The organism is Sandarakinorhabdus sp., from assembly GCF_051860625.1.
In the GTDB taxonomy this organism is placed as follows: Bacteria; Pseudomonadota; Alphaproteobacteria; order Sphingomonadales; family Sphingomonadaceae; genus Sandarakinorhabdus.
On sequence record NZ_JBHYDQ010000009.1, the window covers coordinates 97,687 to 117,275 of the forward strand.

Annotated in this window: 17 protein-coding genes; 4 read left to right on the forward strand and 13 right to left on the reverse strand. The window is 58.1% G+C overall.

Features of this window, described 5'->3' with window-relative positions; translation table 11 throughout:
- Positions 1–407 precede the first annotated feature (407 nt).
- The gene (locus ACTIEZ_RS10225) at positions 408–728 is read right to left on the reverse strand and encodes a hypothetical protein (RefSeq protein WP_439546573.1); all 321 of its coding nucleotides are present in this window, start codon (positions 726–728) and stop codon (positions 408–410) included.
- Between the two features lie 607 nt (positions 729–1,335).
- Between ACTIEZ_RS10225 and ACTIEZ_RS10230 the strand changes: the two genes are divergently transcribed.
- Positions 1,336–2,250, forward strand: a complete 915-nt coding sequence (locus ACTIEZ_RS10230; RefSeq protein ID WP_439546574.1) for a helix-turn-helix transcriptional regulator — start codon at positions 1,336–1,338, stop codon at positions 2,248–2,250.
- A gap of 284 nt (positions 2,251–2,534) precedes the next feature.
- On the forward strand, positions 2,535–2,798 hold the full coding sequence (locus tag ACTIEZ_RS10235; protein WP_439546575.1) for a hypothetical protein: 264 nt from the start codon (positions 2,535–2,537) through the stop codon (positions 2,796–2,798).
- A gap of 182 nt (positions 2,799–2,980) precedes the next feature.
- Here the strand turns inward: ACTIEZ_RS10235 and ACTIEZ_RS10240 are convergent, their stop codons facing one another.
- The 10 genes from ACTIEZ_RS10240 to ACTIEZ_RS10285 form a co-directional block, all read right to left on the reverse strand.
- Entirely contained in the window at positions 2,981–3,721 is a 741-nt protein-coding gene (locus tag ACTIEZ_RS10240; protein WP_439546576.1) for a hypothetical protein, read from the reverse strand.
- A 515-nt stretch (positions 3,722–4,236) separates the two neighbouring features.
- On the reverse strand, positions 4,237–5,397 hold the full coding sequence (locus ACTIEZ_RS10245; protein WP_439546577.1) for an HlyD family efflux transporter periplasmic adaptor subunit: 1,161 nt from the start codon (positions 5,395–5,397) through the stop codon (positions 4,237–4,239).
- 16 nt (positions 5,398–5,413) lie between these two features.
- Positions 5,414–7,510 (reverse strand): ATP-binding cassette domain-containing protein, encoded by a 2,097-nt coding sequence (locus ACTIEZ_RS10250; protein WP_439546578.1) that lies wholly within the window; start codon positions 7,508–7,510, stop codon positions 5,414–5,416.
- Positions 7,507–8,868, reverse strand: coding sequence for a TolC family protein (locus ACTIEZ_RS10255; protein WP_439546579.1), 1,362 nt, complete (start codon positions 8,866–8,868; stop codon positions 7,507–7,509). The genes ACTIEZ_RS10250 and ACTIEZ_RS10255 overlap by 4 nt, the downstream gene beginning before the upstream one ends.
- Positions 8,869–9,592: 724 nt before the next feature.
- Positions 9,593–9,877: a hypothetical protein gene (locus ACTIEZ_RS10260; protein WP_439546580.1), complete on the reverse strand. Its 285-nt coding sequence runs from the start codon at positions 9,875–9,877 to the stop codon at positions 9,593–9,595.
- A gap of 349 nt (positions 9,878–10,226) precedes the next feature.
- Positions 10,227–11,636, reverse strand: coding sequence for a phosphomannomutase (locus tag ACTIEZ_RS10265; protein WP_439546581.1), 1,410 nt, complete (start codon positions 11,634–11,636; stop codon positions 10,227–10,229).
- Positions 11,637–11,935: 299 nt separating this feature from the next.
- A complete protein-coding gene (locus tag ACTIEZ_RS10270) occupies positions 11,936–12,727 on the reverse strand; it encodes a response regulator (RefSeq protein WP_439546582.1) in 792 nt (263 codons plus the stop codon).
- Between the two features lie 343 nt (positions 12,728–13,070).
- Positions 13,071–13,346, reverse strand: coding sequence for a hypothetical protein (locus ACTIEZ_RS10275; RefSeq protein ID WP_439546583.1), 276 nt, complete (start codon positions 13,344–13,346; stop codon positions 13,071–13,073).
- Between the two features lie 157 nt (positions 13,347–13,503).
- Positions 13,504–13,899 carry a hypothetical protein gene (locus ACTIEZ_RS10280; protein ID WP_439546584.1) on the reverse strand — a complete coding sequence of 132 codons (396 nt, stop codon included), beginning with the start codon at positions 13,897–13,899 and terminating at the stop codon, positions 13,504–13,506.
- A 568-nt stretch (positions 13,900–14,467) separates the two neighbouring features.
- Complete coding sequence (locus ACTIEZ_RS10285) at positions 14,468–14,695, reverse strand: hypothetical protein (protein WP_439546585.1); 228 nt, start codon at positions 14,693–14,695, stop codon at positions 14,468–14,470.
- Positions 14,696–15,025: 330 nt separating this feature from the next.
- Between ACTIEZ_RS10285 and ACTIEZ_RS10290 the strand changes: the two genes are divergently transcribed.
- Both ACTIEZ_RS10290 and ACTIEZ_RS10295 read left to right on the forward strand, forming a co-directional pair.
- Positions 15,026–16,348, forward strand: coding sequence for a hypothetical protein (locus ACTIEZ_RS10290; RefSeq protein WP_439546586.1), 1,323 nt, complete (start codon positions 15,026–15,028; stop codon positions 16,346–16,348).
- Positions 16,349–16,462: 114 nt separating this feature from the next.
- Positions 16,463–17,503 (forward strand): rod shape-determining protein, encoded by a 1,041-nt coding sequence (locus tag ACTIEZ_RS10295; RefSeq protein WP_439546587.1) that lies wholly within the window; start codon positions 16,463–16,465, stop codon positions 17,501–17,503.
- 206 nt (positions 17,504–17,709) lie between these two features.
- Here ACTIEZ_RS10295 and ACTIEZ_RS10300 read toward each other — a convergent pair whose 3' ends face one another.
- Together ACTIEZ_RS10300 and ACTIEZ_RS10305 are read right to left on the reverse strand one after the other, a co-directional pair.
- Complete coding sequence (locus ACTIEZ_RS10300; RefSeq protein ID WP_439546588.1) at positions 17,710–18,933, reverse strand: glycosyltransferase; 1,224 nt, start codon at positions 18,931–18,933, stop codon at positions 17,710–17,712.
- Positions 18,934–19,022: 89 nt separating this feature from the next.
- Positions 19,023–19,529 (reverse strand): hypothetical protein, encoded by a 507-nt coding sequence (locus ACTIEZ_RS10305; protein ID WP_439546589.1) that lies wholly within the window; start codon positions 19,527–19,529, stop codon positions 19,023–19,025.
- Positions 19,530–19,589: the final 60 nt, after the last annotated feature.

A 19,589-nucleotide genomic window follows, 5' to 3' on the forward strand; every position in this document is an offset into this window, starting at 1 on the left:
GATTCCGATGGTCGGGGCCAGAGCAATCGACCCTCGGTCCTCTGCCTTCAAGTCCTCGATATAGAAATTCGTCTCCAGCGTAATCGACGGCCGCCACGCCAGAGCGCGCCGGCGGAACCAGTCGTCCATCCTGATGCGGCAGACGAAGCTGCGCACCATGGCGATGCTTGACCTGCGCCACAGTTGATCCGGGGTCAGGTCAGTGGCCCAGATCTGGCTCGACTGCGTTACCGGCGATGCGTGGAAACCCTTCGAACAGCGTTCTGGGTTCGGCAGCAATCCCGCCCAATTACAACCATTCGCCAAGCGCTGCGGACATGAAATGGTTCCTCGGCGCCAAAACGCTGGCTTAGCGTGCCGAATATCGACGTCGATTGCCGACAGTTCCAGCTCCGCCGGCGCCCGGATTATCGGACCACATCTCCGTTCGCGCCACAGGAAAGGGTACGGGCGCCACAACACGCACAGTTGGCGTCCGACCTTTCAAGATCATTGACGCCCACCGCAATATCAGCCGGCTTGACCAGCAAGTAATAAGGCGGTGGGAGCAAGCGCTTTTCCAAGGCCGTTGCGATACCCTGGCCTACCAACTGCAGTGTAATCCACAACACCAGCCAGGATGAAAATACCAAAAACCACATGTTCGCATCAAACCAAAACATAGCCAATGCACCAACACCGAATAATGCCGAAATGCGATTGACTGTTTTTTCGATGTTTCTGCGCACGTCATTACCCTGCCCACTTACCTTTATCATCGTAAAGAATGTGCAGATTATCAAAGCGATTCAGGTCCGCTTTCGGACCTTTCGGCTCGAGACAAACGGGCCGGAAAATTGGTCTCAGCTTGATGACCCACTGTTCCCCCGCCCACCAATCGAGCGGGGCGTCTCTTTCGCTGCGTTAGCAGCGGCGAACAGCAGGGGCATGGCGCACGTCATCCAGGCATGGTGGCTTTGTGGCAGGTCTGCCGCCGCTATCCTTACCGGGCGGCGCTGTTGGTGAGCAGCGCTATTTCCGACGGTTGCGCAAGCCGCGCCAGACCATCTGATCGCGGGATCACCCCCTGGACAATGGCATGCGGCCTTCGTGCCTATGTATCTGATGGGGCTGTGTAATCAGTCGCTGTCTACCGAACGGCCATTGACAGAGCCTGATCTGACAAGAAACCTCTGGCGAGCTGCGACAAACAATCGCAATGTACAAAAATCACATTTGTGATATCTTAAAATATTATTTTTATTGGCTTTGTGACTGGCGTTTTTTCTCAACTTTTTTGGGGGCCGTTGATTGCCTTATGCTTTCCCATTGCCGTTTGGTGACCGCAGGGCGGTCTTGCATCTCGATCCGCGCGCTGCCGCCGATGCCCTGACAGGAGACAATCGAAAACTCCTGGATTTTGAAGCGATTGGCAGTTCGAAATTCATCACCCGAATAGCCACGGCGCCGATCGGCAACACCTGGCTGATCGCCCACATGAGCAGCCCCTGCAATCTGATCTTAGAGCAGGACGATGGCTTTTTTCTCGCCGTGCCTTTTGTGGGTTCGGCCAGGATGACGTGCGAAGGAAAGACGTTCGATTTCGCGGCAGGAGCCAATGCTGCGATTTTCCCGAATGCTCGCCGCACAACCAAAAGGAGTTTTTCATCGTCTGTCTTCATATCTGTCGACCAGGATGCGATAAAATCCATTCTGGCTTACAGTTTCCCTGATGTCTGGAACAAAAATTTTCTTTCGGAATTTTATCACCTGGACCTTGTTGAAGAGCGTTCACGGTTCCAATCATTTGCTCGCATTTGCAGTTTGATTGACAGCCTGTTTGACAATGCACAGGCATTGGAGATCTTGGGCGTTGAGGACGTGATCAACCGGTGGATCGTTTCATGCCTGTTGCGTCCAGCCGGTGGCTGGGAAGGTCGTGTCGAGAGCCATCGTCTGGATATCATATGCGACCTGGTGCGTGCGTCGGTGGACCGCCCTCTCACATTGACCGAAATGGAAAGGGTGAGCGGCTTGTCCGCCCGGGCTCTGCAATATGCCTTCATGGCGCGTTTCGGCTGCTCACCGATGCAGTGGCAACGCAAGGAGCGCCTGCTGGGCGCCCGGCAGCGCGTGCTCTCCATGGGTCCAGGCGACAGCATCACGTCGATTGCCCATTCAATGGGCTACTCGTCATCTTCCGCATTCTCGACCCTCTACAAGCGCCAGTTTGGCGAAACACCGTCTGAAACGCTTCAGGGCAGCAGATAGCCGATAATGCGCAACTTTGATGTTTGCGCTGCGTTATCTCGACTGCGACTGCCACGCGCAATCGACATGAGATCCCCGATGCCCAATCAGGGGAGCGGAGTTTCTATCGAATGTTTGCGAGAGATTGTGTCAACTGCTGGGATGATAAGAGCGTACTGATTGTCCACGAAAATGCTGATTTTGGCCGAGATTTGCTGAAGAGATTGCGTTCTCGGCATGCATCACCGCATTTCCGCGGCGGTCCGTTTTTCAGCGCCTTTGATTCATCCACGGATCAATCGATCATGCTGGTGATCGACATCAACATGAAGGAACGTCATCTGCGCCTGTTGCGCAGGATCTTGCAGTCGCGGGCCTCAGCCGCACGGATTTTCTTCGTGAATGCCATGGGCTATGAGAAGGGCGATTGGTCGAAGATCGACATTTATTGTGAAATGATCGCTCTGAAAGACCGGCTGTCCAAAGCCGCTGTCGTGACCCCTGAACGCTGTGACGCAAGACCAGACGCTCGTGCGCCCGAATGCATGTCCAAGGCGGCGAAGTTGTGATTCAAACGTTCCGGAAAAGGGCGCCCGTGGTGAGCCGCTACGGTCTGGTCGATCTTGCGTGGCGGGCGATCGCGCCGCTGCTGCGAAGCGGCCACGCAGTGCAGCACGGGTGGACGACAGACGGGGGTTGAAGGGCGTCGTCCGGGTGATGGGCCAAAAGACGACGCCCCTGTCAGCATCTTTCACGTCAATTTGACGACATTGCCTTTTTTCCGCCCTTTAGGGAGAATCTGCATCGTCAACTGAACTTCTTCTTCGGTAAAGTTGAGGCCCTTTATTATGTTTACGATCGAATCTGCGTGCAAGCCATATCCACCGTTTACGCATACGATGTCTACGATGACGTTTTTCTTCCGAAGAACACTCCGCAGCTTTGAAATGTATAATTTGATGACATTCTTCGAATTCGTGTCAAGCGCCGCCAGCAATTCCGCAGATTCCACTATGCTGCCGCACTGTTCCAACATTTTCATGAACAATATGATCGGCCCTATACCCACTTCCGAAATATATTTACGGAACAACTGCACCACATCGACGTTAACGGAGCCGTAATTTCTCCGTCTGTACTTTTTGTGTGCCTGCTCTTCCTGTCTCATAGCATTTTTACTGGCCAACCCATCTGTTACCAGACTGGATTGGTAACGCGCTGGCCGCGCGTCGGCACCATATTCAGCAATTGCACCTGATTGTATCAGATTAACAGCAATCCGGCACGCATTCAAATTACCTTCAGCTTGAGACAAGAACGCTTCCAGTAATTTTACGTGTTCAGCCATGGCTTCCATCTGACCCATGAAGTTCCCGTCCGATTGTCTTGATGAGGTCGAAAAATCAGCCGACATGCTATCCACAATCATAAGCTCCTGCCAATATGCCTGACGCGCTGAAACGTTTATCTGCTCAGCCGGTTCACTGTTCATGTCCGACCTGGTCGATATTGAACGATACCAACCATCCAATATTTTGGGGTAACAGCAAGGAACGATAAATTCACAAACGGCAGAAACCGGCTTGTCGAAATGGTCTACCGTGCCCTTCGATAGCGCTTCGCCAGCCTGGATGGTATAAGGTCATCCGCCCAGTTCGTTCGAAACAAGAACCTTTTAAACATCTGACTTTATTCATGTTATTTGCCAAATTGGGGCGCCGTCTTTGTGCCCCCCACGCTTGTGTGAACTAGGGTCGAAAACGGTTTCAGTTAACCGTTTAGGCGGTGAACGCGTGAACGGGATTCCCGAGGCGGCGGGTTCCGATACAGGGTTTCCGGAAGGACAGCTTTGGTCAACCGCTACGATCTGGCTGAATTTGAATAGCGATTGAACGCGCCGCTGCGGCCGAACAAGTCGCGCGGGTGGACGACCGGCGGGCACGGAACGGCTATCGCCGCGTGACTCAAACCAAACAGCCTCCAGCAAACCCGGCGCAATTCAGACTGTCATTTCTCCCCGAAGGACTCGGAAACCGTCTTCAATATGGGCTTGGTCAAGTATCTGAGGACGGTATTCTCGCCAGTCTTGATCTCGGCCGTTATCGTCATGCCTGGCTGGATCTCGATCTGTTCATTCGGTTTTTTTGGCTTCATGTCCGCGATATCGACGTCGAAGTTTACACGATAATATGTCGCGTTCTCGCCATCAGGCCGCTGCTCCACCAGCGTATCGGGGCTGATATACGAAACGAGACCAGATCCAGATCCGTAAATGGCGCTGTCGTACGTATCGAATTTGATCGATGCAGTCTGCCCCAGCTTGATGAAGGCTATATCGCGCGGGGAAACCTGCGCCTCCACGATCAATCTCTCGCCCGTTGGCACGATCTGCATGACCTCATCACCCGGCCGGAGCACAGCCCCAACCGTTGTGAAACGAACATTCTTGACGATCCCGTTTGCAGATGATCGCAGCTCTGTGGCAGACAAGGCATCCATGCGCTGGGCCAGGACTTGCTTGGCACTGACCATTTCTTCTTCGACCTTCGCGAACTCAGCCTGCAAATCCTGCTGGTACTTGCTGCGCTTGTTGACGATCTGACCTTGAATATCGGCGATGCCGCGCTGCATGCGAATGATTTCGGCTCTGGCCACATCGCCGCTGGCAACCAGGGGCAGATTGAGTTCCAGTTCCTGCTGCATCAACCCCTGGACCGATCCCAGCGACGCGATTTCAGCCTGGATGGCTTGCCGGCGTTTGCGATACAACGCCGTCTGATTGGTGACAAAGTCCGGAAAGGCCTGCACTTCGGCCGGGAATGTCAGCGGCCTGTCATACAGCTCGGCCTCGATACGGCTCATCACGCTCCTGAAGGCGGCCACCTTGGCGCGGCTTTCGTCGACGGCTGACTGCACCTTGATCCGGTCGATCAACACCAGAAGTTGGCCCTTGTTGACAACGTCACCCTCCCGCACCCGGATTTCGTCAATGACGCCGCCGTCGGCACTCTGGATGATCTGAACTTTCGCGACGGGTATCACTTTCCCGGTACCACGGGTAATCTGATCAATCTCTGCCCAAGACGCCCACATGAAAAAGGCGAACACTGCGACAGCAGAGGTCAAGATGATCCAGGTTGGAAGCCGGATTGCTTTGAGCATGTTCATCAATGTTGACCTATGTTCATTCGGCTGCAACGTTTGGCTTTACGGCTTGCGGCCCGCTGCGATTGGCTGAAAGGCGTGCGATCACTTCTGAAGTCGGCCCGTCCATAACAACCCGTCCCTGACCCATGACGATCACCCGCTGAACTGCCGACAGCAGCTGGAGGCGGTGTGTCACCAGGATCAATGTGCGACCGGGCGTCAGAAGACGCACCACGCTTGCCATGACCATCTGTTCGGCGCCCTGATCCAGACTGGCCGTGGGTTCGTCCAGCATCAGCAGTTCCGGTGTACCGAGCAGCAGGCGGGTTATGCCGACAAGGCCACGCTGGCCGCCCGAAAGGCCGCGGCCGCCTTCGGTGATCATCAGATCAAGGCCCTTGGGGTGCGCCGCGATCATGCGGTCCACGCCGGTCTGCTGCGCGCAGCGCAACAGGACCTCGTCGCTGATGCTGCCCAGACCCATCAGCAGATTTTCGCGCAAGGTGCCGTTCACCAGACGATAGTCCTGCGGAATATAGCCGACGTGATTTCGCAGTATGTCTTCAGCAATCTGCGCCACGTCGAGACCACCGAGGGTTACAGAGCCTTGCTGGGGCAGAAACAAGCCGGCCATCAGGCGCAGCAATGTTGATTTGCCGGAGCCCACTCCGCCGATGATGGCAACACGCTCACCAGGCCGGATTTCGAGGCGCGGAATGTCAATGCCTTCCCGGGCGCCGGCATAGCCGAACTTGACGTCCGCCAGCAAAAGACTGCCGGCGATCTTGCCGGGTCTGATGGCCCCCTGCTCCGTGCCGCGTTCGATGGGCAGCGCCATGATGGCATCCAGCGCCTTGAGCGACGATTTGGCATAACCCCACTGAACAATAAGATTGGGCAACATGCTGATCAGAGGGCCATTGATCCGGCCGGCGATGATGGAGCACGCCAGCAGGCCGCCTGCCGTCAATCGACCCTGGGCGACTTCGTAGGCCCCCACCGCCATCAACAGGACATAGGCAAACTGTTGCAGCGACGCGAAGACCGACGCCGTGAATGCCGACGTGCGCTTGATCGGATCCTCGTAATGATGCACCTCCCGGATCAGGCGGTTCCAGCGGGCCAGCATGAACCAGTTGCCCCGGTTGGCTTTTATGGTTTCCACGGCATCCAGGGATTCAACCAGCATTCCGTTCTTGCGGTTGCCACTCACCTGCGCCTTCTCTGTGCCCGCACGAATGGATCTGGCGATGAAAAAGGATGTCAGCAGCGCCACTGGCAGCGAAATGATCGGCACCAAGGCAACGACGCCGCCAATCCAATAGACAACCAGAATGAACAACAGCGCAAAGGGAAGATCGGCGACCAGAAACAGCGATGTGGAGGACATGATGCCCCGGACCTGTTCAAGTCCCCGAAGCTGGGCGGCCATGGTACCAATGCCGGGCGGGCGCACATCCAAACGCACCGCTTGCGCGCGTGCAAAGAAATACTCCGAAACTTCAGCATCGATTTCGGCTGCTTCCCGTTCGATCATCAATGCGCGGGTCGTGCGGATGATCAGGTCGATCAACAGGGCGATAAGCACACCGACCGTGAGGACCCACAAGGTCGAGAAGCTTCCCAGCGGGATGACCCGATCGAACAATTGCATCGAATAAAGCGAGGTTGCCAATGTGAGGACATTGGCAACAATCGTTGCCAGCGCCGCCGTCATCAGAACATTGCGTCGGCGCAGGACAGCCCGCCAGAAGACATCAATTGCCTTTTCGACCGTCCCACCCTGCAGGGGGTCTGGAAATTCAATGTCAAAGAACAACATGTCTTCGGAATAGGGGACCGTATTTGGCGCATCCCCCGCGATCCTCAGCAGCAATTCACTGCACCACTGTTCTGCAACGGCAAAGCCCGTACCGGGTGACCAGAGCAGGAGGGGAAACTGATCCGGCCGGGGCTTCAGCGACAAACCGCTTGGGGCAGGCCAACCCAGGCTTGCGCACAACCGGGTCAATGACTCCGCATTCAGGTCAAACCTATCGTTCTCCAGATCGCCGTACCAGCCTGGTGCCAGCGACGTTCCTTTCGAACGCGCAAATACCTCCACAACGCCGAAAAGCCCGCTGTTCTGGGTCATGATGATTTTTCCGTCTCGGTTGAAAGCGGCCGCGGCTGCCAGGCACAGGTCCGCAACGCGATCCGAGCCGCCGTCACTTGCGCCGTTGCTTCCGCTTCGATGACAGCAAGCCGGTTGTTTGTCGTTTCCTGCAAGGCGTTCATGACATCGAGCCAAGTGCGACGGCCCGCGATGAACTGGCGCTTGTAGGAATCGATAACAAAGCGCGAGCTCGCCGCAGCCGCGCTGGCGCTGCTGATACGGTCGCGTGCGGCGGCGTTATTGACAAAATCAAGGCGCAGCGCCTCGCGCAGGTCACGCTGAGCGCCGGCTATCGCTTCCTCACTGGCCAGGGCCCGCTGCGAAGCCCCTTGCGCCGCCGCCGCTTGCGACAGCCCGTTGCCCGTTTGCGCCCGCAGCGCGACACCCACGCGTTCGCCCAGCACCTCGTTGCTGGACAATTGGCCAACCAATTGCGGCATCAGGGCGGCCCTTGCAGAGCGCTGCTCCGCTCGCGCTACAATCGCCTGCGCCGAAAAGCGCGCCGACCGCGGGTCGCACATCGTCGCTTTTTCCAGCGCATCATTCCGTGCGGGTTGGTGAATCGCCGCGTCATATGGTGCCATCGATCCCACCACGACCACCTCGCTCCCGATCAGCTCAACGATGGCGCTCAAGCCGGCGCCGCGCTGTGCCTGTGCCAACGCCAACTGCTGTTGGGATTGGGCGCTGCGGGCGCGCGCGAGATCAAGATCAGACCTGGGGCTGATCTCCTGATCAACGCGCCGCTTGATCGTGGCTGCAAGTTCGTCATGTTGTTTCAGGGCATCTTCCAGCACTTCGATCCGCCGCGACGCCCCGACAACATCAAAATAGGCCTGGATCACGCGCAGCGTCAGGTCACGCACTGTCTCGTCGAGTGCCGCTTGCTGCACCGAAAGCTGCGCCTTTGCGCGGTCAATGGCAGCGCCAATGCGCCCCCCAGTCCATATGGGCTGCTCAATCACCGCATTCAGCACCGTGCCGTCTTGTGCGGCGTTGGCGCTACCGCGTGTGGTCCCCAAGGCTTCTACGGTCAGGCTTGGAAAGCGCAGCCATCTTGCGCCGCGCACATCATAACCGGCGGCCTTGATCTGTCCCTCGGCGGCCTTCACTTGCGGGTGCAGGCGCACGGCCTGTTCCGCCAGATTGTGCAGGGCGGGCGAGACTGCGGGGTGCTGCGCACTCGGCGCGGCGTCTTGGCGGGGAACGTCCACCTGCGGCTGCGGCGGGCCATAACGCACGATATCCGGACGAGTTGGCGCCGCAGCGGCCCCTGCGTCTATTTCCGCAGGAGTTGACTGTGTTGCCGCAGCACTTGCCGTCAGGCCGAGCAGCACAGCGCTTGCACCCAAGCAGCGCCTCATCGTCCTCACAATCGATCCACCCTTAAACGCACGAAAAACACGAACTTCAATCCCGGCTTCTTACCAAAGCTTGCCAGATTGATACCTTGTGCTGCATGGAGACTTGACCGCGCGGCGCGCCGGGCGAGGTTCCTTTATCACCAGCAGCTTCAGGCAGCGGCTTGACGGCACCACCCGAGATGGCAACCTCACGAGGCCCTAGGGGAAACCTGCCTGTGTCGTCACACGCAAGAACATCCGGATCAGGATGTGTTAACCCGGCATTGCAGCATCGCCCCAGGCGACATCGTCCAGAGCTCACGCATCGGATTTTCGATTGCAGCGCCTCTTGTGGATGAAAATTATGAGGTAAATGGCAAGGGCATGGCCGACAGGACCAGGGCCATCTGATTTGATCACATGCGTGTTCACCAAGATCGCCATGAACACGGCAAACGCGGCCGAAACGACCACAACCAGCACATCGCGGAAATGGGACGCGGCGGTTGATAGAAAACTTGCCATTGCAGAAACGTGAAGCCAAATCCCGTTACCGAACAGATACAGAAAGGTCCGTTACTGGTTCAAACTCAGCGATTTCAACAGATTCGCAAGCAATAGTTTATTCGAATAAGCTCAATATAATTACTAAAAATCAATAAAATCACGATCTGTTGGGAACGCAAGTCCAATTCGATGCTGCCGGGTTGCCAGCCAGCTACAGGATACGCCGCGACAGACTCATTTTGCGGACGCGACGGTCATCGTCGTCATCATTGATCTCGATCAGGCCCTGCGCCAGCAGCCGGTTCAGAAGGAGGTAAAAGCCGCGGTAGGACAACCCAGACAGGCTGATCGCCTGCTTTATGGTCAAGGAGCCCGCCTCGCTGAGGATAAGCAACAGCTTGGCCTCCGGCCGCAGCGCAGTGATACCCAGATTTTCAACAAAATGACGTTCAAGGTCGAGAAGATTTGAGCAGTTTTGCGCCAGAATATTTTGCACAGTCCTTGATTCCGATCAGCAACGAGGACGGCCCCTGCAAAAGGCCTGTTTCGCAGCCAGGATTACCCCCGCCTGACGGTTGGAGCGGGGAGCCTGCTCGCGATGGTTGACGCTAACGGGAATTCCCCCTGCGCTCAAAGTTCGTTCGCTCCACTTGTGGTTGCGTTGGGCGCGGCATCTGCGCCGCTGGCGGGGGACCGCGCGGCATGTGGCCAACACCCCCGGCCCTGTTATCCCGGACTCGCCAACGGGTTGTGCACCGTGGCTTATCCGAAAACAGGCCGTGCGATCGACCTGACGGCAGCGATCCTGGCCCACCGGTTTCCCGACAGACGCGCGCGCAGGCAATTCAATCGATCAGCAGACGAACCGGATCGCTGATCCTTGGCAAATTCACGGGAATGGGCGCCACCGAAAAGCCGACGGCGTTGCACATTTCGATCACCAATGCCGCAAGGCCGCTGTCGGTGGCAGATTCAGCCCGTCCAACCAGCAGGTCTGCACTGTCCGATGACCGGATCAGCCACGCCCCGTGTGGCCGGGAAACGCGCACGGCTTCGTCATCGTCCATCGGCAGACCGACCGCCTGCAATCGCTGCCGGATCTCGGTGATAACGGCAACCTTGCGGTTCGGCGGCACGCAAAAATGCAGTTCCGGGCTGCTGTGCACGATCGGCATCGCATTCACGATATCCGCCAGCGATCCTCCGGCCGTCTGGATCGCTTCAAGCAGCCGCAGCGCCGTGAACAGACTGTCGTCGAAGGCACGCCAACGCGGTGCACCCGAAATATCGCCGCTCGACACCCAGGCCGGGGCCGCGGGCACATGCTTCATTCCGGGCTTGATCAGCTTCTGGCAACGCTTCCACAGCGCAGCCATGGCGCCGTGCTGCCCATCCGCATCACACCGGGCCTGGCCTGGTCCGGCGTTGGCAGCCTGCGCCGCCTCTTGCGGACCTTCAGCCGCAAAGCGGGCGAGGATGGCGACAATCTGGTCCTGCCACAGCACCCTGCCCTGCCCGTCGATTGCGATGATCCTGTCACCTGCGCCATCAAGCGCGAAACCGGCATCGCACCCTTCAGACAGCACATATTGCCTGACGGCGGCAAGATTGTTCGGCGCGCGCGCAGGCTGTTGGCAGGATGCCGGGCCATCGGATGTTTCAGGCAACAGGTGATGTTCACCCGGCAAACGATCGGTCAGCTTGCGCACAACCGATCCGGCTGCCTCGCTGCCGCATTGCCACGCAATCTTGAAGGCGCCGCCGCGATAGCCCGACAGCAAGCGATCAGCATAAGCATCATCGAACGGCAGCGCACCAACGCTGCCCTTGCCGGTTTCCCAATCCCCGATGGCCGCCAGCGCAGCCAGATCGCGGATCGTTGCTCCGTGCAACGGTCCGTGGTCGAACATCAGCTTGAAGCCATTCCAATTGGATGGGTAATGACGGCCGCCCACCATGACGCCCGCATCCGCGCCGGCCTGCCGGAGCGCAAAACGGAGCATCGCCAGCGGTCCTGTCCCGACATGAAGCACGTCACAACCCGTTCTCGACAGGCCTTCGGCTATCGCACTGGCCAGCGGGGCCGAACTGGCGCGCTCATCCTTTGCCACGGCCACCACCTGGCCACCACGGCGGATCACGGTCGTGCCAAAGCTCAAGCCCAGCGCAAAAGCGTCTGCGTCCGAAAGCGTCAGACCAACCGCGCCGCCGACGTCATTGTGCCGAATGATTGCGGAATCGAAAACATAGTGCATACCGCCCGCCCTCAAAGCGACAGGTTCTGAGGGGCATGGCGGCTGGGCGACAACCATGGTCAGAACCGGAAATGAACGCATCTGTAGCGGCTTGGGTAAAATCCGGGGATTGGGGGCGGGAATGACGGTGCCATTCGACCGAATCGGCCCTGACGCCAGCCTGACGCCAGGACCTCTTCTGCCAGCGTGCACAAGCCGCGGAACGCGGCCATGCCACGATCAACAACGCGGCCGTCGCCGCATGTCACGAACAAACCAGCCAGCCTCCGCGCAATCCGGCCCGGCTCAGGGGTTGGCTCCTACAATTGTGTCAGATCAAACAGATAGCCCTTCAGGGCTGCTTCGACATCCGGCTCGATCTGCAGATAATCGCGGCGTCCATCTGCCTCGTCCGGCACGCGGACAAGCACCCCGTCGCTGATCATGCGGTTTATGAGGCGCAGAGCCGTTGTTGTTGCGACACCCGTCACGATACAGGCGCTCGAGACCGCCACGCGACGGCCTTCCAGGGACGCAAGCAACAGATCCAGCAGGATGTTCCATGCCGGATCACCCAGAATCTTGCCGCCTATGACGCTGGCTCGGGCGGCCTCGGCACGGGCCAGTTTACGGACCATATCGGCATCGATCTGCCTTTGCTCGCGCGGCGGCGGAGCAACAGGACATGGATCCTTGGCGATTGCCTGCTCGAGCGAGCACTTCAACACTTGCATTTCTGCACTAAGTAACTGCATTTGCTTGGATAATGATGCGATCGACTGCACGTCAACCGGCGGCGGCTGCATCACTTTCAGCAGATCATCGAATTGCTTTGGTTCACAAAACTTGTCGACGACATACACAACGGACGAACCAACCAGGGCCACGGTCGTGTCTGGCCCGGGCGGTGTCACGGCCAGGATGGAATTCAGGGCCTTGCCGCCCTGGGCAGCGCGGGACGCAAGGGCCTGGACAAGACTCAAGCCCTCCCCCTCCAGCGCGCCTTCAACGATCGCGGTCGAAATCTCGGCAGTTGTCATCATCTTCAAGGCATCATCCGAACAAAAGGCCGTTAACGTTCTATACCCCAACGCCATAAGCGTGCTGGACATGGTTCTGACCCAGTCTCGATCGCCCCCTGCGACAAGAATAGTCATACAATCACCAAAGGAAGTGGATTTTTGACCCTCAACATACTCCTCCAACGTCCAGTTCAGCACCATCTTACCCCCCCAAGGTAACAAGACACATTCAATACAGATTGGATAACTGTCTATTACATTCGTCAATTACCCTATGACGCCAATTTTACAATGCGTATAGCCACAAACAAAGCCGATTACTGCGAACCGGGCACCGTAAATTTACTGCCAGACATCATTGACGGCGTTGACCTATGCGCCTGATGTAAGCAGCGTGGTTATTTACTAACATTGTGGTGACTACCTATTAAACCTAGTGCAGCGCGCTGCACGCCGGAACGAGATATTGAGCCATTTCTGGTTCCAATTTGACCGCGATGGAAGCCGGGTTTGGATAGGGGGCACGCCAGTGACGCTGGCCAACCATGTCGATCCCATGATCGGTGTCATCTTGACCAAACGACATGCCGATCCGCGACAGTGGCGACAGAAGGATGGAAAATTTGCCGGCAAACGGCTCAGGATCGACCGAAGCCGAACCTTGTCGGCGCATCAGACGCGTCTGGATGCCCCGGCCTTCCGGCGCCATGCTCTGCAGGGTCGATCGCGCGGCAGCGCCGGGGCGCAAACCCGGCACAGCACGCGGCGCGTCATCCAGGCAGCGCTGTGGGCTTCAGCCCTGTTTTACAATCTCGAACATGTCCGCAGCGCCTGCCGACACGGGAAATTCGCCACGAATTTCCCGATCAAGCCCCCAGGTTAGCACCGCTTTCAACATTCACTTCCACGTCCCGGTACCAATCGGATTGGGACAAAAGCTTGTGCCGGATTGTCATCATGTCGGCATAAACCTTGATCTTCTGCCAGTCATTTTTCTCATATCCGGCAGCATTCACCACCAAAGTTTCGATCTTGTATTTGTTCGAACGCAATACTTTATCGGCTATGTAATGATGCCTTTTCCTCAAATTTACGTCGATTATCAAAATCGAATTCTGTTTTCCAATGTCACCCAAACGATCGACGGCCGCTAAAAAAACACATGACCAACCAGAACGCGCAAGATACTTCGTCATATCCCTTACAAAATCAATATTCTCATGAAAAATTATTGCTCGCTTTGGCATAAATCCATCGCCCATAGCTGTTACCTCCAAACTTTTTTTATCACACTAACGGACGTTTTACTAAGGATATAAAATTGCAGCCCCGAAAAAGCATCTACTGATACTCTATCACACATACTTACGATGATACCTTACGATTGGTTTGCAAAGCTATAGTTGAACTTTTTGTAATCTAACACAAGAGAGACAATCTATCCGGCCTTGGGGATTTTTCAAGTGACTGTTTAGCTTGAACAATGCAATGGCCGCGAGGCCCGGTGTGGCCGCTCAGGCGCAAACTTCGGCCTCGGCCAGCGGGGTGCGGTCAACGGTCCCCAACAGACAATGGTTGTTCAAACCAGACGCCCCCGTCGATCGTGGCCATCTCGACGCCGGGAACGCGTGGGCGACTGATGGCGCGCGACCGATCTGCCAGGAAACCTGTTTCCGGCCCCAGCGCCTTGCGATGGGCATCATCTCCATGTGCTGCGGTGCCAGGCCGCTCTGGCTCGCTCCGCCTGCACACAACAGGCCGACACCGTGCGCAAGGTTGCGATGCCCGGGCGTCAGGCCCCGGCGCTGCGCCGCCACCGGCCGGGCCGGCTCAACTGCCCTTTGGCGGCACGGATTGTTCATTGACTGGCGCCCGAACCCCAAGCCAGCCCGGCATGCGCGCTTCTTCCACCCAGCCCGCGGTTCGGCACAGCCGTGCCAGGGCTTCCAGAAGGCTGTGAAGCTGTTGGCGGTTGAGATTGAGCGGCACACCGCCGTCCCGCGATTCCAGACGCAGCACGCAGGCGTTGGCGCTCAGCGTGACATGCGCTGCCGTCACCAGACGGTCAGTCCGCCCCTCCTCCAGCTCGGCGAGGACCTCGTCCCTCGCGGCCCCAGCAGGCGATGTTGGCGCCGGCCCCCACTTCGCACCCTACGACGATGCGCGGCAAATTAACGTTACTGACCACATTTCACGCGCAATTAAACCCAACACTAACACGTGGAACCTCCTTTCCTTCAATCATCGTCGTAAATTAACTCTAAACTTACTCTGTGTTGCTACAATTTACGAAGTACTCGTTTCACAAATCGTGACGCGTTGACTGCCATTGAACTCCATGTCATAAAAATTTTAAATTTCGACAGGAGGGTGGCTGTGGCGACTATCATGAGCTTGTTTTCGCGCAAGGTGTCTGATCCCGGACGCAGCCAGCCAGAGCCCAGCCCTCGCGATGAAACGCTCATCGTTCGCGATTCCGCCTCCTTCGAACAGATGGGGGAAAGCCAGCAGGTCATCAACGGCGGCATCGACTCCGTCACGAAGCATCTGGAGGCCATATCCGGCCTCGCCAAGCAGCTTTCCGACCTGAAAAAGGAACTCGCCCGCTCGTTCGAGGCGCACCGCAAGCTGGCGCTCTCCACCGCCGTGCTCGAGCAGGACCGCGCCCATGTCCGCCAGGGCCTGACGGAAAAGACGGCGCAGTTTGACGCGGTCACCGCAGAACTGCGGACGCTGCGTGAAGCCCATGAAGAGGTCAGCCGCGGCTTTGAAAAGGCCCGTTGGGACCTGGATGTCCTCAACAACAAATATCACCTGCTCGGCGTTGCCAACAAGGAGGTCGAGGAATCCCTGCAAAATGCACATTCGCAACTGTCTGCTGCGAATGATGGTGCCGAAGGGCTGCGTTCGGATATCGCCGCTCTCAAGGCGCTCAACGATTCCAGCACGGCGCGCATTTCCGAACTGCTCGAAAAATACAACGATGCCAACAGCAAGAATGTCTTCCTGACCAACCGGGTCGAATCGCTCGAATCCGCGCTGCAGGAAAAGACGGCTGACATCCTCGGGCTGCGCGAATTGCACGACCTCGCCTGCCAGGAGAGGGATTCGGCCGTCCTCTACGCCCGTCAGCGCGAGCAGGAGGCGACTCAGTCCCGCAACGAGACCGCCAAGCTGGCGCAGATCAACCAGCAGGAGCGCAAGGCCCGCGAAATCGAAACCGGGCAGCTGCGCGCCGAACTCGATACCGTCCGGGCCAATCTGAAGGCGCATGAGGCGATCGGCGCAGCCACCCGCATCGAAAACGACAAGCTCGTCGTCGAGGTCAAGCGCCTCGAAGACCGCAACAAGACGCTTGAAGCCGCCACCGCCCGCACCGAGGCACAGGCCGCCCGATTGTCCGCCAAGCTCGAATCGACGCTCACCGCCAAGTCGCAGATCGAACAGTCCCGCACCGTCATCAGTGCCCGTCTTGAAGTCCTCACCCAGGCACTTGGCGAGCGCGAAGACGATGTAAAGCGGTTGGAAAGCGAGCTTGAAACCCAGGCCATCCGGGCCGAGCGGCAGAGCGCCATCGCCCAGGACAGCGTCGACGCGCTCCAGGCCCGCATCTTCGAACTGGAGAAGGATGTCGCCTCCAAACAGAACGAAGTCGCCTTCTACACCAGCCAGCTGGAAACCGTGAACCGCTACGACTTGAAAGCCGGATAAGATAAAAACGCTTATTCATAACAGGACCAGCCAAGACACACCCCTGCAAGGGGGTGTGTTTTTCATTTTCCCGCAAATCCCTGCTGCACGACGCCCTTCATTCAGGTCATTGCCATGAACATCTGGAACAGCTTCACCTCGTTCTTCAGTCAGGACATGGCAATTGATTTGGGTACGGCCAACACGCTGGTTTATGTGCGCGGCCGCGGCATCGTGCTGAACGAATCCAGCGTGGTGGCGATCGAGATGATCAACGGCAACACCAATGTCGTTGCGGTGGGCAATGAAGCCAAAGTCATGATGGGGCGCACAGCCGGCAACATCGAGTGTATCCGCCCACTGCGCGATGGCGTGATTGCCGATATCGACATCGCTGAAAAGATGATCAAGCACTTCATCAAGAAAGTCCAAACCAGCCGGTTTGGCCGGTACCCGCAAATCATCGTCTGCGTGCCGTCCGGATCGACCAGCGTGGAAAAGCGCGCCATTCGCGACGCCGCCAGCAATGCCGGCGCCAGCAAGGTCTATCTGATCGAGGAATCGATGGCCGCCGCGATCGGTGCCGGCATGCCGGTCACCGAACCGGTCGGATCGATGGTCGTCGATATCGGCGGCGGCACCACCGAGGTTGCCGTGCTCTCGCTGAAGGGCCTGGCCTATACCACAAGCGTGCGCGTCGGCGGGGACAAGATGGACGAAGCCATCGTCAACTATGTGCGGCGCAATCATAATCTGCTGATCGGCGAAATGACCGCCGAGCGGATCAAGAAGGAAATCGGTACCGCCAAGCCCCCGGCCGACGGCATCGGCATGACCATCGACATCAAGGGCCGTGATCTGATGAACGGTGTGCCCAACGAAATCCAGATCAGCCAGGCGCAGATCGCCGAAGCGCTGGCCGAACAGGTGGCCACCATCGTGCAAGGCGTGCGCGCCGTACTGGAAAACATTCAACCGGAACTGGCCGCCGATATCGTCGATCAGGGCATCGTGCTGACCGGCGGCGGCGCCTTGCTGGCCAATCTCGATGTCGTGCTGCGCGAATCCACCGGCCTGCCGGTGAGCGTCGCCGACGAACCCCTGAACTGCGTTGCCATCGGCACCGGCCGCGCGCTGGAAGACCCGATGTACCGCGGGGTGTTGATCAGCGCCTGAGCCAGGCAGTCGAACGTCCATCATTGCCCGGGCCCCTGCAGGCCAGACCTGTCGTCAAGTTCATTGACAACGGATACTCCAATCCTCGCCAGACGAAACAAGAGGTCAGGTCATTTGACCGAAGCTCGACGAGCCGCACGCGGCAGAGAGGTGGGCGGGGACGTTGTATAGTCAGAACGTGGCAACGCACCGGACGAGCATGACCATCAAGCCATGCCAAGTTGGTCAATCCACGCCATCTGGCGCGGAAGACAAACCGTATGCAAATCATAGGCGCGCACGATACGCTCGCGGGCGTTCTGGCCAAGCATCGCCCGATGCTCGGCATCCTGGCACAGATCAGTCACAGCCGCGATGAGTTCATCCACGTCGTGGAATGAAACCAGCTTCCCGTGAACACCCGACGTAATCAGCTCCCGTACAGGTGAGGTGTCGCTCGCAACAATGGCACAGCCCGTGGCCATCGCCTCAAGAAGGCTCCAGGACAGCACGAACGGAACCGTGAGGTAAACATGGACGCGGCTCAGCGCGAGGATCGCCTTGAACGTCGAATAAGGCAGATGGCCAACAAAATGCAGGCGCTTATGATCAATATGCCCTTCTATTTCCGCAAGATAAATCTGCTTCCATGATTTACCTTCAGGCGGCGAAGCACCGTAGCTGGTTCCATCACCGCCAACGATGATGAAGTGGGCATTCGGGCGCAATTTCATCAGGTCTGGCAGTGCCCGCATCATCTTGTGATACCCCCGATAGGGCTCAAGATTGCGGGCAACATAGGTGATGACTTCGTTGTCGCGCGTAAGGTTGAGCCCGTTGGACAGGCGCAGGGAAACATCGGGGTTCGGCTTCACGGCGCGTGTATCAACGCCATCGTGGATCACCGCGATGCGCGGCTGAATCCACTCCGGATAGCTTGCCGCCTGCCAATGGGTGGGCGACATGAACCGCGTGGCATGCTGGAAACTGAGGTAGTTGCCGGCATTCTTGACAAAAAGGCGGGCGGCTTGTTCTTCTTCCTGGTCCAGCGGAAATTCCGGATCAAAGTTGGTATCCGCGCCGTCGGACCGATAGAAAAATTCGCAGTACAGCCCGATCCTGGCCTTTGGCCACACCGTGTGCAGGAACATGGACTCGCCCCAGCCCGGATGCGCAATGATGACATCGGGTGTGAAGCCCGCTTCCCGCAACGCCATGGCGCTGCGGAACGCCGCCTCGCCGCGGATAACCTTGGTGTCAAAGTCGCGCGACCAGGGATGGCCATCCTTGCCCGTGCCCATGCGCGCGTGCGAGCGCACATATCGCATTTCCCTGGGCGGCGCATAATCGCCCATGCCCATTGCCACCACCTCATCACCTCGCGCCAGCAACGCGGGGACGATATGCTTGAATTGGCCGGGGAAATTCTGGTGAACGAACAAGATGCGCATGATCAGTTCCCGCCATCACAGTCAGATGACACGTTGTAACGCCGGGACCTGTTGCGCATGGTTTGACCGCCTGTCACGTGGATCAGCCCTCAATGGAGGGCATAAGTGACCGGGCGGGCCACCCGCTCGGCCTCGACAAACCAGCCCGGCCAGGCGGTGCACTGCCAGCCGCCGGCCTGATAGGCGGCGTGCAGCACCGACAGCCATTGCCGCGTGCCGACAAAGGTGAGCGGAAAGGCCAGCGTGTGATCGCCACCGGCAAAGGTGAGCAGCACGCCATCGGGCCGGGGGGACAGGTTGAGGCTGATGACCAGCCAGCCGCGATCGGCTGGCGGTGGCGCCCCACCACGCGCCGCGCCCAACGCGGCCTTCGCCTCCTGCTGACGGACAAGGCTGACACCGCCGCCGATGGACCGCGGATCCTCGGCCACCGCCGGTTCCCGTTCCACCAGCTGCAGCAGCGCCACCACCGCCTGATCGGCCAGCCGGCGCGTCATCCACATCAGATGGCCGCCCCCATCACGATCCACCCCGACCAGCCTGAGGCGATCTTCGGTGGGATCGTGGTTGGTGGCCAAGTTTATCAACAGCGACATTCAAATTTCCACGCATCAGAAACCAACATCGATGGACCATGTGGTGACCCTGGAAGCGGG